The 14,037-nt window shown below is 60.3% G+C and carries 18 protein-coding genes and 1 pseudogene; 12 read left to right on the top strand and 7 right to left on the bottom strand.

All coding sequences use genetic code 11. The annotated features are described in order from the left end of the window. Positions 1-3: 3 nt before the first annotated feature. The 4 genes from ABOK31_RS33970 (at position 4) to ABOK31_RS33955 (ending at position 2,800) form a co-directional block, all read left to right on the top strand. On the top strand, positions 4-219 hold the full coding sequence (locus ABOK31_RS33970) for a type IV conjugative transfer system coupling protein TraD (RefSeq protein WP_172691172.1): 216 nt from the start codon (positions 4-6) through the stop codon (positions 217-219). Beyond that, the gene (gene traG / locus ABOK31_RS33965) at positions 206-2,137 is read left to right on the top strand and encodes a Ti-type conjugative transfer system protein TraG (protein WP_172691173.1); all 1,932 of its coding nucleotides are present in this window, start codon (positions 206-208) and stop codon (positions 2,135-2,137) included. The genes ABOK31_RS33970 and traG overlap by 14 nt, the downstream gene beginning before the upstream one ends. A 17-nt stretch (positions 2,138-2,154) precedes the next feature. After that, positions 2,155-2,397 (top strand): hypothetical protein, encoded by a 243-nt coding sequence (locus ABOK31_RS33960; RefSeq protein WP_172691174.1) that lies wholly within the window; start codon positions 2,155-2,157, stop codon positions 2,395-2,397. Between the two features lie 103 nt (positions 2,398-2,500). Further along, positions 2,501-2,800: a WGR domain-containing protein gene (locus ABOK31_RS33955; RefSeq protein ID WP_235676687.1), complete on the top strand. Its 300-nt coding sequence runs from the start codon at positions 2,501-2,503 to the stop codon at positions 2,798-2,800. A 66-nt stretch (positions 2,801-2,866) separates the two neighbouring features. Here ABOK31_RS33955 and ABOK31_RS33950 read toward each other — a convergent pair whose 3' ends face one another. Beyond that, on the bottom strand, positions 2,867-2,992 hold the full coding sequence (locus tag ABOK31_RS33950; RefSeq protein WP_268892451.1) for a hypothetical protein: 126 nt from the start codon (positions 2,990-2,992) through the stop codon (positions 2,867-2,869). A 44-nt stretch (positions 2,993-3,036) separates the two neighbouring features. After that, entirely contained in the window at positions 3,037-3,561 is a 525-nt protein-coding gene (locus ABOK31_RS33945) for a DUF6428 family protein (RefSeq protein WP_172691175.1), read from the bottom strand. Positions 3,562-3,603: 42 nt separating this feature from the next. Here ABOK31_RS33945 and ABOK31_RS33940 point away from each other — a divergent pair, with 42 nt between their 5' ends. From ABOK31_RS33940 to arsK, 7 genes and pseudogenes are all read left to right on the top strand, one after another. Further along, positions 3,604-3,960 carry a metalloregulator ArsR/SmtB family transcription factor gene (locus tag ABOK31_RS33940; RefSeq protein WP_172691176.1) on the top strand — a complete coding sequence of 119 codons (357 nt, stop codon included), beginning with the start codon at positions 3,604-3,606 and terminating at the stop codon, positions 3,958-3,960. Then, a pseudogene (locus ABOK31_RS33935) lies at positions 3,957-4,463 on the top strand (arsenate reductase ArsC); the annotation flags it as partial. The gene ABOK31_RS33940 and the pseudogene ABOK31_RS33935, both read left to right, overlap by 4 nt. A gap of 12 nt (positions 4,464-4,475) precedes the next feature. After that, on the top strand, positions 4,476-4,898 hold the full coding sequence (gene arsN2 / locus ABOK31_RS33930) for an arsenic resistance N-acetyltransferase ArsN2 (protein WP_235676694.1): 423 nt from the start codon (positions 4,476-4,478) through the stop codon (positions 4,896-4,898). A 5-nt stretch (positions 4,899-4,903) separates the two neighbouring features. Next, complete coding sequence (gene arsB / locus ABOK31_RS33925; protein WP_172691177.1) at positions 4,904-5,977, top strand: ACR3 family arsenite efflux transporter; 1,074 nt, start codon at positions 4,904-4,906, stop codon at positions 5,975-5,977. Then, the gene (gene arsC / locus ABOK31_RS33920) at positions 5,974-6,402 is read left to right on the top strand and encodes an arsenate reductase (glutaredoxin) (RefSeq protein ID WP_172691212.1); all 429 of its coding nucleotides are present in this window, start codon (positions 5,974-5,976) and stop codon (positions 6,400-6,402) included. The genes arsB and arsC overlap by 4 nt, the downstream gene beginning before the upstream one ends. Then, positions 6,377-7,102 (top strand): arsenical resistance protein ArsH, encoded by a 726-nt coding sequence (gene arsH, locus ABOK31_RS33915; protein ID WP_172691178.1) that lies wholly within the window; start codon positions 6,377-6,379, stop codon positions 7,100-7,102. Before arsC ends, arsH begins: the two co-directional genes overlap by 26 nt. Then, positions 7,099-8,334, top strand: coding sequence for an arsenite efflux MFS transporter ArsK (gene arsK / locus ABOK31_RS33910; protein ID WP_172691179.1), 1,236 nt, complete (start codon positions 7,099-7,101; stop codon positions 8,332-8,334). The genes arsH and arsK overlap by 4 nt, the downstream gene beginning before the upstream one ends. A gap of 92 nt (positions 8,335-8,426) precedes the next feature. Here the strand turns inward: arsK and ABOK31_RS33905 are convergent, their stop codons facing one another. Continuing rightward, positions 8,427-9,116, bottom strand: a complete 690-nt coding sequence (locus ABOK31_RS33905) for a gamma-glutamyl-gamma-aminobutyrate hydrolase family protein (RefSeq protein WP_349962910.1) — start codon at positions 9,114-9,116, stop codon at positions 8,427-8,429. A 78-nt stretch (positions 9,117-9,194) separates the two neighbouring features. On the opposite strand from ABOK31_RS33905, the gene ABOK31_RS33900 reads away from it, so the two are divergent. Further along, positions 9,195-9,707 (top strand): GNAT family N-acetyltransferase, encoded by a 513-nt coding sequence (locus ABOK31_RS33900; protein WP_350019321.1) that lies wholly within the window; start codon positions 9,195-9,197, stop codon positions 9,705-9,707. A 192-nt stretch (positions 9,708-9,899) separates the two neighbouring features. Here the strand turns inward: ABOK31_RS33900 and ABOK31_RS33895 are convergent, their stop codons facing one another. The 4 genes from ABOK31_RS33895 to ABOK31_RS33880 all read right to left on the bottom strand — a co-directional run bounded on the left by ABOK31_RS33895 (position 9,900) and on the right by ABOK31_RS33880 (position 14,027). Next, on the bottom strand, positions 9,900-10,220 hold the full coding sequence (locus ABOK31_RS33895) for a DUF736 family protein (RefSeq protein ID WP_172691181.1): 321 nt from the start codon (positions 10,218-10,220) through the stop codon (positions 9,900-9,902). 993 nt (positions 10,221-11,213) lie between these two features. Beyond that, positions 11,214-12,068: a DUF932 domain-containing protein gene (locus tag ABOK31_RS33890; RefSeq protein WP_172691183.1), complete on the bottom strand. Its 855-nt coding sequence runs from the start codon at positions 12,066-12,068 to the stop codon at positions 11,214-11,216. 688 nt (positions 12,069-12,756) lie between these two features. Continuing rightward, positions 12,757-13,560, bottom strand: a complete 804-nt coding sequence (locus ABOK31_RS33885) for an N-6 DNA methylase (protein ID WP_349962908.1) — start codon at positions 13,558-13,560, stop codon at positions 12,757-12,759. A gap of 284 nt (positions 13,561-13,844) precedes the next feature. Beyond that, positions 13,845-14,027 carry a hypothetical protein gene (locus ABOK31_RS33880; RefSeq protein ID WP_349962906.1) on the bottom strand — a complete coding sequence of 61 codons (183 nt, stop codon included), beginning with the start codon at positions 14,025-14,027 and terminating at the stop codon, positions 13,845-13,847. Between the last annotated feature and the right edge of the window lie 10 nt (positions 14,028-14,037).

Genomic DNA, 14,037 nt, shown 5'->3' with positions numbered 1-14,037 from the left:
CGCATGGACCGGACCTTGTCAACGGACGCTCGCAAGAAGGACACGCGCGAGAAAATCGAGCTCGGCGGCCTGATCGTAAAGGCAGGTCTGCGCTTCGAGAAACGTGCCCTGCTGCTCGGCCTGCTGATCGATGGCAGGAGCCGCATACAAGACGATGAACAGGAGCGTGCCCGTCTCACCGCACTGGGCGCGGAGGCTTTCGGTCATGACGGTGAATAGATTGCTGCTCGCCGCCCTGCCCGCCGCGATCATGCTGATGGTGATGATCTTTGTACCGGGCATCGAGCAATGGCTTGCAGCCTTCGGCAAGACAGCACAGGCAAAGCTGATCCTCGGACGCATTGGCCTGGCATTGCCATGCGTCATCGCCGCCGCGATCGGCGTGACCTTCCTGTTTGCGGCCAACGGCGCAACCAATATCAAAGCCGTCGGATGGGGCGTGGTTGCGGGCAGTGTGCTTACGATCGCGAGCGCCGTGACGCGCGAAGCAATCCGGCTTGCCGGCATTGCGAGCAGTGTGCCATCTCAGCAATCCGTGCTCGCCTATCTCGACCTGGCGACGATGACTGGCGCCTCCACGGTCTTGCTCGCCGGTGGTTTCGCGCTTCGCGTTTCGCTGCGCGGCAATGCTGCTTTCGCCAAACCCATACCGCGGCGCATCCGCGGCAAGCGCGCCGTTCATGGCGAGGCCGACTGGATGAAGATGAACGAGGCGGCGACGTTGTTTCCGGAGAGCGGCGGCATTGTCATCGGCGAGCGCTATCGTGCCGACCGCGACAGCGTTGCGACAATGTCATTCCGGGCTGACGATCCGATGACGTGGGGTGTCGGTGGTAAAAATCCACTGCTCTGCTTCGATGGTTCGTTCGGCTCGTCGCATGGCATCGTCTTTGCCGGCTCCGGCGGCTTCAAGACGACGTCGGTGACGATACCGACCGCGCTCAAATGGGGCGGTGGCCTGATCGTGCTGGACCCGTCAAGCGAGGTCGCCCCAATGGTCGTCGAGCATCGGCGGAAAGCCGGACGGAAAGTCATCGTGCTCGATCCCACCACACCGGGTATCGGCTTCAACGCGCTGGACTGGATCGGTTGGTATGGCGGCAATGCCGAAGAGGATATCGCCGCGGTTGCCTCGTGGATCATGAGCGATAGCGGTCGCGCAGCCGGCGTGCGTGACGACTTTTTTCGAGCCTCGGGCCTGCAATTGCTGACCGCCATGATCGCCGATGTGTGCCTCTCCGGTCATACCGAGCGAGACAGGAGAACATTGCGACTGGTGCGCACCAATCTCTCTGAGCCGGAACCGAAACTGCGGGCGCGGCTTCAGGAAATCTACGACAATTCGGAATCCGATTTCGTACGGGAGAATGTTGCCGCCTTCGTGAACATGACGCCTGAAACCTTCTCAGGAGTGTACGCCAACGCCATCAAGGAAACCCACTGGCTTTCTTACCCGAACTACGCGGCGCTGGTCTCCGGTTCGACGTTCTCGACTGACGAGCTGGCGGATGGCCAGACCGACGTCTTCATTAACATCGACCTGAAGGCGCTGGAAACCCATGCTGGCCTTGCCCGCGTCGTGATCGGTTCGCTCTTGAATGCGATCTACAATCGCAACGGCGTAGTGAACGGACGCACACTGTTCCTGCTCGATGAAGTGGCCCGGCTCGGTTATATGCGGATACTGGAAACTGCGCGCGACGCGGGCCGGAAATACGGCATCACGTTGGCGATGATTTTCCAGTCGATCGGTCAGATGCGCGAAGCCTACGGAGGCCGGGACGCCGCCAGCAAATGGTTCGAGAGCACGAGCTGGATTTCGTTTGCCGCGATCAACGATCCCGACACGGCCGACTACATCTCGAAGCGCTGCGGTGACACCACGGTCGAGGTCGATCAGACGAACCACTCGACGGGCATGAAGGGATCGTCGCGTTCGCGGTCGAAACAGCTCAGCCGCCGGCCACTGATCATGCCGCATGAAGTGCTGCGCATGCGCAGCGACGAACAGATCGTCTTCACATCAGGGAATCCGCCGCTTCGGTGCGGGCGTGCAATCTGGTTTCGGCGCGAGGACATGAAGGCATGCGTTGAGCAGAACAGGTTTCATAAGACTGGAAAGTCCACACGGAAATAGCAGAGGAATCGACACGCATGGAATTGCTGTTCACATTGGCAGTATTGGTTGCAATCGCCCTGGCGCTTTACATTCTGCTGTCACCGAGGGGAAAGCGTCTTTCGTTCAAAACCAAATGCCTGATCTTCAGCGCGCTCGTATTTTGCATGACAGCATTGTGGAGCGTTGTGTACGGACCGGATTTATCGATCCTGATACAAGCGGGCCTCATCATCGTCGTCGCGACGCTCGCCGGCCTTTTGTCCTCTCGCAAAGGCTGATCTGCAATGTGTGAACCGAACGAGATCAATTAGGAATTATGCCCGTCGCACGCCTACGCGCATCATCACAAATATGAATCGATCCGCACCGTCCGATTCACATATGTCGTTGGACGAGATTGTCGGGTTCAGCAATTCTGCGGTCATGATCGCGCAACCCTATCAGCTCTACGTCGAACGCACGGATCCCACGAGAAACATGGCCCGATACTACGCCATGTCAATCGAGGCGACGTTGTTTGGAGAGGTCTCCCTTACCCGCAGATGGGGTCGCATCGGTGCGCGCGGCCGGGTGAGGCATGATCATTTCAGAAGTGAGGAAGACGCCGTGCTGCTCTTCCTGCAGCTTCTGCGCAGCAAGCGCATGCGCGGCTACCAACCGCGAAGAAGCCAACCGGCATAGGCTCTATCAAACCCTGTCGGCCAACCGATCCGGCCGACGGGGTTTCAGGACAGGCGTAAGCCTTCCTTAGGAGGGAGGCTTGTCGAAGAACGGCCCGCAGGCGTCAGCGAGAAGTAAGTCGCGCTCGCAGATCGCCTGTGCGAGTTCCGCTTCGTTGACACGGCGCTCGTCGTGATCCACGGCAGTCTTCATCTCGGCGCGTTATCCTGACAGCCAACCGAAATCTGGAAGCGGCATCAGCCGCAGCAGGCACTCTTTTCAGTCGACGGGCCACAGCACGGTTGAGCTTGGGCCTGCTGTTCCGCCAGCCAACGATCGCGCGGCTTACAGCTCGCGGCGCGTGGAGTCAGCTCAACACGCACCTGACCGGCACGAAGGCTTGGATAGGCGGCCTGATAAAGCTGCATCGGCTGCACGCCGTCGCTCACCTCAAAGGTCAGCTTCGCTGATCCGTCGAGCTTCACACGCTCGGATACTTTCCGGATGATCGCCGCAAACTTGCCGGCCGGCATATGTGTGCGGTCGCCTTCCGCGATATCCCAGAGCTGCACGAAGATCTCCGTCCAGCTTTCCGGATTGGCACCGCAGTCGAGCGCTTCGAACCTTCCGGCTTTGACCTCGGTGACATGATAGCCGGGCTTCACCGGCCTGCCGTCATAGTGGAAGACGAGCGGCATATCCTTGGCGTGCGTCAGCGTTTCGAGAAGCAGGCCAAGGCTGATGTCGGCGCTTTGAATTTTCGAGTTGTCGATCGCATTCATTTGCGGTAATCCTCGTTTCAATGATTCAAGGATTATTGAAATATGGATCAACGTCAAGCACTCATCGCATTTGGCGCACTGTCCCAGGAAACCCGTCTGCACATCATCCGCATGCTGGTAGTCGCCGGCCCTGATGGCATGGCTGCCGGCGCGATCGCGGAAAAGGCGGAGGTATCGCCGTCGAACGTCTCCTTCCATCTGAAGGAGCTGGAGCGATCCGGCCTGATTGCGCAGCAGCGGGAATCCCGATCGATCATCTACACCGCGAACTACGAAGCGCTCGGCGGTCTTGTCCGCTTCCTGATGGAGGATTGCTGCTCCGGGCACCCGGAAATCTGCGCACCGGCTGCTGAGGTTGCGACCTGCTGCACCCCTAAAGCGGAGGAGAAACTGCAATGATCACAGACCGCGTCTACAACGTCCTCTTTCTCTGCACGGGCAATTCCGCTCGCTCGATCCTGGCCGAATCCATCCTCAACGCCGAGGGAAAGGGTCGCTTCAACGCGTATTCTGCCGGCAGTCAGCCGAAAGGTGAAGTCAATCCCTTGGCGCTGAAGGAACTGGCGGCGCTCGGTTATCCGACGGATGGCTTCCGTTCGAAAAGCTGGGACGAGTTTGCCGAACCCGGCGCACCGCAAATGGACTTCATCTTCACGGTCTGCGACAGCGCCGCCGGCGATGCCTGCCCAGTCTGGATCGGCCATCCGATGACGGCCCATTGGGGTATTGAAGATCCGGCCGCCGTTGAAGGCAGCGACATCGAAAAGAGCCGCGCTTTCGCCCAGGCTGCGCGCTTCCTCAAGAACCGGATCATGGCCTTTATCAGCCTGCCGCTATCGTCGATCGACAGGCTCGCGTTGGAGACGCAACTGCGCCAGATCGGAACGACCGAAGGTGCGACCGCCCTGGCGCTTTTGCCGATTGCCGGACATGAAGGCGAGCTGCGCGACGCCCTCAAAGGCGCCGACCTTCCGATCGACGATCTTAATGAGGATGGCCGCAGCTTCTTCCGGATTGTTCGCGGCGTCGATACCATCGGATACGGTGGCTACGAACTTCATGGCAACAATGCACTTCTGCGCTCGATCGTCATCGCACCGCCTCACCGGCACAAGGGACTTGGCCGACGAGCAACCGATCTTTTGCTGCAACGGGCTTACGCGAATGGGGCTCGCACCGGCTACCTTCTGACCACGACCGCCGCGCCCTTTTTTGAGTCACTCGGCTTCATCCGGATCGACCGCGCAACGGCGCCGGAGGCCATCTTGCGGAGCCGTCAGGCAAGCAAGCTTTGCCCAGCTTCGGCGGCATTGCTGGCCAAGACATTGCAGGGATAACCACTATGTCCACCTTTGAACGCTATCTCACCGTCTGGGTGTTCCTTTGCATTGTGGTGGGCGTGATGCTCGGGCATCTGATGCCCGGCCTGTTCCACACGATCGGCGCTGCCGGGATTGCCAAAGTCAATATTCCCGTGGCCGTCCTGATCTGGCTGATGATCATCCCGATGCTGGTCAAGATCGACTTCGCCGCTCTTGGCCAGGTCGGACGCCATTGGCGCGGGATAGGCGTGACCTTATTGGTGAACTGGGCGATCAAGCCGTTCTCTATGGCCCTGTTGGGCTGGCTATTCATAGGATGGCTGTTTCGACCGATGCTGCCCTCCGGTCAGATCGACTCCTACATCGCCGGCCTGATCATTCTGGCTGCTGCACCCTGCACGGCCATGGTCTTCGTGTGGTCGAACCTGACGAAAGGCGAACCTCACTTCACGCTCAGTCAGGTGGCGCTGAACGACGCGATCATGGTCGTCGCATTCGCGCCGATCGTCGGACTCCTCCTCGGGCTTTCGGCGATCACCGTTCCCTGGGATACGCTGGTGATCTCCGTGGTGCTCTACATCGTCCTGCCGGTCATCGCCGCACAACTGTTGCGGCGCGGCCTGCTGGCTGGAGGATCGGCCGCACCGCTCGACCGGCTCCTGAACACCCTGCAGCCATTGTCGCTCCTGGCTCTGCTGGCAACACTGATCCTTCTGTTCGGTTTCCAGGGCGAGCAGATCATCGCGCAGCCGGCCGTGATCGGGCTGCTGGCCGTGCCTATCCTGATCCAGGTCTACTTCAATTCCGGGCTGGCCTATCTGCTCAACCGGATGAGCGGCGAGGAACATTGCATTGCCGGACCATCGGCGCTGATTGGCGCGTCGAACTTCTTCGAACTTGCCGTTGCCGCAGCCATCAGTCTGTTCGGCTTCGACTCTGGTGCCGCACTCGCCACTGTCGTCGGCGTTTTGATCGAGGTGCCGGTGATGCTGTCGGTGGTTTGGATCGTCAATCGCAGCAAGGGTTGGTACGAGCGCGGCGCGGCCGTGCGCTCGGTGTCTGCCTCCAAGCTCATCCCAACGAAGGAAGTCTGATCATGGATGTCACCATCTACCACAATCCGGACTGCGGAACTTCGCGCAATACCTTGGCAATGGTCCGCAATGCGGGCATCGAGCCGGTCGTGATCGAATACCTGAGCAGCCCGCCGACCCGAGCGCAGCTCATTAAAATGATCACCGACGCGGGCTTGACCGTCCGCGAGGCCATTCGCGAGAAGGGCACGCCCTATGCGGAACTCGGCCTCGATAATCCCGACCTGACGGATGATCAGCTTCTCGATGCGATGCTAAAGGATCCGATCCTGATCAATCGGCCCTTCGTTATCACACCGCTCGGCACCCGCCTGTCGCGGCCGTCGGAAGTCGTGCTGGACATCCTGCCGGACAGCCACAAGGGGCCCTTTACCAAGGAAGACGGCGAAAAAGTCCTCGATGCCGAGGGCAAGCGCATTGTCTGATCTGCCTGCAGCTTCGCCGGAGCATCTGCGCATGCCGGATCTGACGGCGCTTCGGCCGCCATTCTCGACGCACAAGCCGCGCATCCTCATCCTGTACGGTTCGCTCCGAGCCGTCTCCTACAGCCGACTGCTCGCACACGAGGCGGCACGGCTGTTGGAACACTTCGGCTGCGAGGTGAAAATCTTCAATCCGGAAGGCCTGCCGCTGCCTGACGACGCTCCGGTCACGCATCCCAAGGTGCAGGAACTGCGCGACCTGTCTGCCTGGTCGGAGGGCCAAGTCTGGGTCAGTCCGGAACGCCACGGCGCGATGACCGGTATCATGAAGGCTCAGATCGACTGGATACCGCTTTCGGTTGGCTCGGTCCGACCAACACAGGGCAAGACGCTTGCGCTGATGCAGGTCTCCGGCGGTTCACAGTCCTTCAATGCGCTGGGACAGATGCGCATTCTCGGGCGTTGGATGCGGATGATCACCATCCAGAACCAGTCGTCGGTGGCGAAAGCCTTCCAGGAATTCGATGCCAACGGCCGGATGAAGCCTTCGTCCTATTACGATCGCGCCGTTGATGTCTGCGAGGAGCTGGTGAAGTTCACCTGGCTGACGCGCGACGCATCCGACTACCTCACCGACCGCTACAGCGAACGGAAGGAGGCAGCCGAAAAGCTGGAGCAGCGAGTGAGCCTCAAATCCATATGACGACCAGCACCGAACGTCCGCCTGTGGCTGCGATCCTGGCCCTGGGGCTCACCCAGATCATCGGCTATGGAACGCTCTATTACAGCTTCAGCATTCTTGCGCCGGACATGGCGCGGGATCTGAACTGGCCATCGGAATGGATCTTCGGTGCTTTGTCGGCCGCTTTGCTGATCGGCGGTCTCGCCGCGCCGACGATGGGCAAATGGATAGACCGCTTTGGCGCCGGACGCATCATGATGGCTGGTTCGGCGACCGCCGCTGCAGCGCTCGTGGCTTGCGCCCTATCTTCCGGCAAGGTCGCCTTTGTCTTCACTCTGATCGCGATCGAGACGGCGTCCAATCTGGTACAATATGCTGCGGCGTTCGCACTGCTCGTCCAGATCAACCCGAAAGTCGCCCAGCGCAGTATCACCTATCTGACGCTAATCGCCGGCTTTGCCTCGACGATCTTCTGGCCGATCACAACGGCGCTGCATGAACACATATCGTGGCGCGAAGTCTACCTGGTCTTCGCCGCCCTCAATCTTTTTGTCTGCCTTCCTATCCACGCTCTACTTGCGCGACGCGTGGGATCAAGTAACGCCAGGGGACGAGAGGCGTCCGCCGACAAGCGTGTCGAAGGAAGACTTCCTGCCTCCGCAAGGCGATTGGGCTTTATTTTCATGGTCGTCGGCTTCTCTGTTCAATCGCTTCTCAGCTCGGCAATCCTGATCCACATGGTTCCGATCCTATCCGGCCTTGGCCTCGGGACGTCGGCCGCTCTTGTCGGAAGCCTATATGGTCCTGCGCAGGTGCTCAGCCGCTTCACCAACATGATCTTTGGCGGCAGGCTCGCTCCTGTTCGGCTCGCCATCGTCTCGGCATCGTTGATGTCGGGAGCGATCGCGCTGCTGGCGTTCTCGCCTGCCTCAGCATCCAACGCCATAGTCTTTGCAATCATCTTCGGACTGGGCGGCGGGATCTTTAGCATTGCAGCAGGAACGCTTCCGCTGTGGCTCTTCGGAAGCGAAGGATATGGCCAGCTCCAGGGAAAGACGATGGCGGCTCGGCTGGCGGTATCGGCAATCGCGCCATTTGCGCTGGCGCTTGCGATGGAGGTGGTCGGCGTGACCTGGTCTCTGGCGATCACGGCCATTGTTGGCGGCATTGCGGTGCTTGCCTTTATCCTGATCGGCCGGCTAGTGAACCTGCCTGACCGATCGCATCGCGCTCTCGGCGGTGTTGAGACCTAATCCCATAGCCAGATACGGCTTGAAGAACCCGTCAACGGCAGCCGCGACGTACAGACGGTATCTCAATTCGAGGTCAGCGAGAGGTGCTCGGGTTATGCTGCCGCTTCCACAAGGCCACGAAACACGGCGTTGCCTGGGTGGTCCACGTCAGCAAATAACTCCTGGTGCCATTGCAGGCCGATCGCGAACGAGCTGGAGACGACTTCGACGGCCTCGACAATGCCATCTTCAGCATAGGCGCTCGCAAGGACGACCGGTGACAATTGTGCAATTGCTTCGCGGTGAAACGTATTCACCTCGATGCGAGGTTTGCCAATAATCTTCGCCAAGCGGGATTCAGGGACAATCTCGACCGCATGAAGATGGTCTCGTTGGTCGTGTTCATTTGCAGTCGGAAAGGACGACCGTAGATCGGGCGTGAGGCGACAGCCGTTCAGGCATGCGAGCATCTGCATGCCGGCACATATGCCGAGGATGGGTTTGTCCCTTTCCAGGAAGCCTTCGACGATTGCCCTTTCGACCTCGAGACGTTCCGACGGCGGAGCTTTGGAGATCTCGCCGGAGATGTACCAATCATCGGGATAAGCAAACCGGCCGCCGACGGAGATCAGGCCATCGAACTCGTTCAAAACGATGTCCACAAGTTCAGGAACATACGGAATGCCAAAGGGAAGACCTCCCGCTTTGCTCACACCCCGAAAATAGCCCTTGGCCGCTTCATAGCGCGTTCCGCCCGTGCTGGTGTTCTCATCAAGAATGATGGCGATGCGAGGCTGACGCATAGGATCCGGCTCCCGCCTTAGTCGTTTCGACACTGTTTTTGAGCATGCTTGGATTCAAGAAAACACAGTTGCCGCCTCATGGCGAGATTGATTGGTGATATCGACATGGAAATTGAAATTCGCCCGGTGGATCTTGAAACGCGGGCGCACTTCTCGGAGATTCTGGAGGAGGCGAGCGCATGGCAAAAGGCGCGTGGATCGGAAGGCTGGAACTACCCCTTCGATGACGCGTGGATGCTGCCTCGGATCGAGCGCGGCGAATTGTTCCTTGCCTATATGGATAGCCAACCCGTCGCTGCGTTTCGAATCCTGTGGGAGGATCGCCCGTATTGGGGGGCGAAGGAAACAGGTAACAGCATCTATCTGCACACTTTCGCGGTTCGCCGCGACAGGGCGGGAAACGGAATTGGTACCGCCATTATCGAAAAAATTGCCGGCATGGGACGAGAGCGAGGTCTGGCGACCATCAGACTTGATTGTTCGCTCTCCAGCTCAAGGCTGATTGCCTATTACAAGCAGAACGGCTTTTCTTCCGTCGGGATCACGTTCATGAACGGGAAAATGATGAACCTGATGGAACGTCCTCTATAGGGACCCATGCCGGGGCGTGAGCCTTGAAGCTCCCTCGATATCGGAGAAGATCGTTTCGATCCGACGCGAATCTTCCCCTCAGCCGGCTTCGGCGCATCCTCTGAGCGTCGCGGTAAGGCTGTCGGCGCTCGGGGTTTCAGGCCCGCCCGAAGGGCGTGATCCCTTGGGCGGACCGATGTTGCAGCCGTTGCTTCAATCCCACGGAATCACGGCCATCAGATCATCGTCGTCCTGACCGGGATAGCGACCGAGATTGGCATTGAGCCTGCCGTGCCCGGTGTTGATGGAGAGGCTGTAATAGTCACCGTCATTCTGGTTCTTTTTCTGCCAGATGCCGCCGATTTCCACGCGTCGCCCCCTCGGGGACTTGGCGAACAGGCGGAAGACAGGAGCCTTGGGATTGGTGCTGGTGAACTCTTCCCCGGTGATGTCGAGGTCATACGAGATGGAAGCGATATTGCCCGTGAGTGTCCCGTTTTCACCGAAGCGGATGAAGTTTGAATAGTCGGTCATTGTTTGTCTCCGTTGGTTGGTTGCCACCCCGAAGGGCAAGCCCCCTCGGGCGAAGCCTCCCCGGTCTTTCCGGGGGAATGGCCTCTGACATTCCCCTGGACAGAGGGGGAGGGCGAAAGCCCGCCCCTCGGCGGCGGTCGTTCGGGTCAAGGGGTCGTGGCGGGAAAAAACGGAAGGTTCGGCCGCAGGCGGAAAGCCATTTTTTTCCGACGCGACAAGCGGCTTGCCGCGCCCGCCCCTTGATCCGGGCGGCCGGCGATGTCAGGGGCGAAACAGACAAGGCGGACCGGAACGGGCCTCATGCTCGGGTGCGTCAGCAACCCACTAGGCTCAACGTCGGGATCGGCGAAGATGATCGAAGGGACGGCGTAGTGCCAAAGAGATAAAGTGCGACCGCTCGAAGCGGGCGGGATGGGTCAGTCGGCGCGAGCGATGTTCGAGGCATTGCGCCAGGTCAGCAGGGTCGCGTTCCACAGGCTCCGGAAAACCCTACGGCGCTGAATAGGAGCGCGGGTTTCCTCCGCTTGACTACCGCTCGCCTGTGGCTCGCTCCGGCCGCGGTCGCGCCGTCCGACGGCGCTGCGGCTGGAAAGCGGTTCGGACAGCGCTATGCGCAGACTTATTCGGATGATCGCGCCGGCGCGATCGGGAAACGACGAAGAGCATCAGAGAAATCAGCATCAGCGCCGGCCGCCGGCCGGGATTTCGGGAATTCTCGACGCGCATGGAGCGGAACAAGGGCAGCCGCAGGAGCTTCAACATCGTGGCCCGAAGGGGAAGCGGTACCGACTGCACCCGCTCCTTGCGCTCCGTTTTTTCATGGGCGGGCGGGGCGCTTCGAGGGGTGGGCGCCAGGGGCACCCCTCGCCCTGTCCCGTGGCGCTCGATGCGGCACGGGACAGGCAAACAGCGGCGCTACCTGCTCCGACCTATGTCTTTCCCTGTATGGGAAGCCGCGCCGCCTTGTGCTGGCGGCGCGCGATACTTTCGCGATCACCTTGCGCTTTTCAGCGCCGCCATCTTTTCCCCGAGCAGCCAAAGCGCCTTATTGAGCTTGATATCCTGATCGATCCCGTTCACGGCACGGGATTTCACACGGCGCGGCCTGCCGTGATCATCGCGGCCGACGCCACGCAAACCACCCTTGATGGCGTTTTCCTGCACCACGTTCCAAACGGTCCATAGATCGTCGGCGCGGTCGTCATGACGGCGAGGAATGAGCAGTTGCTCCGCCTTGATCGGCGTCGTCGTTTCCCCTTCACTGTCTCCGAAGCGCAGCACATGGGCAGCGTCCGCGAGAATATCGGCCTCATCATGGTTCAGCCGCACGGTTGACCAATCCTGCGGGGCGGCAAGGGTGCGTTCGGCCTCGCCGAGAACGCGATAGGTCCCCTCGATGACCTTGTGCTGCACGTCACCGGAATGGCGAACCTTGATGGCATCGATGGTGCCTGTCCGCGTCACCAGAGAATTGAGGCAACGGACACGGAACAGCCCCGCCATCAATTCGTAGGCGCTGGTTCCGTCATTGGCGTTCTTGAGCAGGATCTCGCAAACTGTGTCCCCGACATTGTAGACCTTTCCGTCGTCGATGCGGCGCATGCGGATCAGATGCTTGGTGAAGTCAGCCTTTCCCTCTATGCGGCTGCGCGACTGTTTTGCTCCGACCGGCATGAAACCTTCCCGCATGAGACCACGCAGAATCTCAATGGTGGGAATGGGCTGGAACCGTTCCGACCGGCTTTCATGGGCGGTCACCGCGAAGATCGACGGCGCGATGCGGCGCATTTCGGTTTCGGTCAGCGCGCGGCCGGTGTCGAAACGCGCGGTCTCGGTATAGATGCTCATTATCTCTCTCCAAAGTTTCCGTTGCCACCCTGAAGGGCAAGCCCCCTCGGGCGAAGCCTCCCCTGTCTTGCCCGGGGGAATGGCCTCTGACATTCCCCCGGACAGAGGGGGGAGGGCGAAAGCCCGCCCCACGGCGGCGAACGGGACTGTCAAGTGGCGTGGCGCGGAAGGCGGGGCATCTTCACGAGTCCGCTCGGCGGACTGGCGCGGAAGATGGACCGGCTTCACGGGCCGCTTGACCGGCCTGGGCGGCGATGTCATGGGGCGAACAAATGGACGTGGCCCGGAACGGGTCTCATGGTCGGACGCGTCAGCAACCTAATAGACGCGCGATCGTCAAGTGCTCGCTTGCGAGCAAGCGCGATCCCAAAAATATGAAGAGTATCGGAGAAATCAGCATCGCGCCGGCTGCAAGCCGGGATTTCGGGAATTCTCGACGCACAAGGAGTGGAACAAGGGCAGCCGCAGGAGCTTCAACGCAGTGGCCCGAAGGGGAAGCGGGACCGACTGCCCCGCTCCTTGCGCTCCGCTTTTCATGGGCGGGCGGGGAGTTCCGAGGGGTGGGGCGCCAGGGGCACCCCTCGCCCTTGGTCCGCGCCGTTCGATACGGTTCGGACTGGGCAAGCGGCGAGAGCAAATTTGGCTTGGCGAAGGCCCGATATGGCCTCCGCCACGGCAATGATGCAGGTTAGAAAAGCCTGAACTGACCGGTCTTTTCGACATCAAAGGACGCTGCCTTTGGTACGGCAGGTTGCGCTTTCTCATGTCTGGGCGGTACAGGCGTCGACATCGGAACAGCCCCCTTCCCTTCGCGCTCGGCTCTCCGGAGCTTCGCATTCCAGCCGCCCATGACATGGGCCAGCGTATGCCACTCCTCATGAAACTTCATCGCGAGACTGTCACCGACCAGAACGATTGCAGGGATATGCAAAAGCGAAAATTGGATATACGCCATGTGAACGGCGCGGCGATCAATATCTACGGCAGTGACATGAAGGAATTGCTGGTAGTTGAAACCGGCGTCCCGTATGGCCTCGGCGAGCGCGACGATCATCGCACCGCTTCCAACGGCGGGTTCCTGCGCGATCATGAAGCCACGTTCCTCGATGATCCTCCCGATCTCTTCCGTGCTGCCGGCAAGCATCAGCGCCATCATCCGGCAAATAGGATAGGGCGTGAAGAACTGCCCGCGCGCCTTGTTGTGCAGTTCGAGCGCATGGAACGTCTCCCCAAGGATATCCTGTGGTGTGTCCTCCATCGCCATCGTGACTTCCGCGAGGATGTGCGCAAAGGTCTCCATGGTCGGGCGGTCATACGTTCGGAGGATTTCGAGATAGCGCGCTTCGCGCGTCTCGAAATGCACGAGATCGACGGCATTGCTCATCGAAATGGCCGCGCATTCGCACCAGTCGGAAAAGACCGAATAGAGGTCTTGGCTGTAGCGGCAGGTCTCGAAAAGCTTGACGATGGTTTTGAGGCGGGAATTGTTCATGGGATGCCCTGACAGCTTGAATTGATCCGCGAAGCGGCTTGCTGGCCTGCCAAGGCAGGGCGCCGCTCCTGGCTTCCGGGGCCGCGAGAGTGGTGGGTTGGAAGGGGAAAACAGACTTCGCGGGGAACCGCCTGCACGGAGCGACGGCGTTGCGGAGGAAGGTGGGCGGAAGGCTGTTTGGGGGAGAGAAGGGAAAAGCCCTCGGCCCCTTGCCCTTCAAAATTGCGACGGAACGGTCCGTCGGCGCCCGCCGAGGCTCGATGCCGCGGCGGGTGCTGTGCGCGCTATCGGTCGCGCTCCGCCATATCTTCGATGAAGCTTGGCGGCAGGTCGAAAGCTATGAGGGCGGCATTCAGGGCATCCTGCACATCGCTCCACTCAACAGCTTCATCACCGGCGAGGTAGGCGCTGATGAGCTTGCAGCAGACTTCAGCGGCAAGCGTCGGGTCGGTGGTTTGATCAAACATCGGATGTCTC

Origin of the sequence: Rhizobium sp. ZPR4 (genome assembly GCF_040215725.1) — a bacterium.
Classification (GTDB): domain Bacteria; phylum Pseudomonadota; class Alphaproteobacteria; order Rhizobiales; family Rhizobiaceae; genus Rhizobium; species Rhizobium rhizogenes_D.
This window is presented reverse-complemented; position numbering and strand designations above follow the sequence as displayed.

Bases quoted from the DNA above. Each gene is read 5' to 3' on its own strand.
- ABOK31_RS33970 (WP_172691172.1), top strand. From the start codon at position 4: ATGGACCGGACCTTGTCAACGGACGCTCGCAAGAAGGACACGCGCGAG.
- traG (WP_172691173.1), top strand. From the start codon at position 206: ATGACGGTGAATAGATTGCTGCTCGCCGCCCTGCCCGCCGCGATCATG.
- ABOK31_RS33960 (WP_172691174.1), top strand. From the start codon at position 2,155: ATGGAATTGCTGTTCACATTGGCAGTATTGGTTGCAATCGCCCTGGCG.
- ABOK31_RS33955 (WP_235676687.1), top strand. From the start codon at position 2,501: ATGTCGTTGGACGAGATTGTCGGGTTCAGCAATTCTGCGGTCATGATC.
- ABOK31_RS33950 (WP_268892451.1), bottom strand. From the start codon at position 2,992: ATGAAGACTGCCGTGGATCACGACGAGCGCCGTGTCAACGAAGCGGAA.
- ABOK31_RS33945 (WP_172691175.1), bottom strand. From the start codon at position 3,561: ATGAATGCGATCGACAACTCGAAAATTCAAAGCGCCGACATCAGCCTT.
- ABOK31_RS33940 (WP_172691176.1), top strand. From the start codon at position 3,604: ATGGATCAACGTCAAGCACTCATCGCATTTGGCGCACTGTCCCAGGAA.
- arsB (WP_172691177.1), top strand. From the start codon at position 4,904: ATGTCCACCTTTGAACGCTATCTCACCGTCTGGGTGTTCCTTTGCATT.
- arsH (WP_172691178.1), top strand. From the start codon at position 6,377: ATGCCGAGGGCAAGCGCATTGTCTGATCTGCCTGCAGCTTCGCCGGAG.
- arsK (WP_172691179.1), top strand. From the start codon at position 7,099: ATGACGACCAGCACCGAACGTCCGCCTGTGGCTGCGATCCTGGCCCTG.
- ABOK31_RS33905 (WP_349962910.1), bottom strand. From the start codon at position 9,116: ATGCGTCAGCCTCGCATCGCCATCATTCTTGATGAGAACACCAGCACG.
- ABOK31_RS33900 (WP_350019321.1), top strand. From the start codon at position 9,195: ATGGCGAGATTGATTGGTGATATCGACATGGAAATTGAAATTCGCCCG.
- ABOK31_RS33895 (WP_172691181.1), bottom strand. From the start codon at position 10,220: ATGACCGACTATTCAAACTTCATCCGCTTCGGTGAAAACGGGACACTC.
- ABOK31_RS33890 (WP_172691183.1), bottom strand. From the start codon at position 12,068: ATGAGCATCTATACCGAGACCGCGCGTTTCGACACCGGCCGCGCGCTG.
- ABOK31_RS33885 (WP_349962908.1), bottom strand. From the start codon at position 13,560: ATGAACAATTCCCGCCTCAAAACCATCGTCAAGCTTTTCGAGACCTGC.
- ABOK31_RS33880 (WP_349962906.1), bottom strand. From the start codon at position 14,027: ATGTTTGATCAAACCACCGACCCGACGCTTGCCGCTGAAGTCTGCTGC.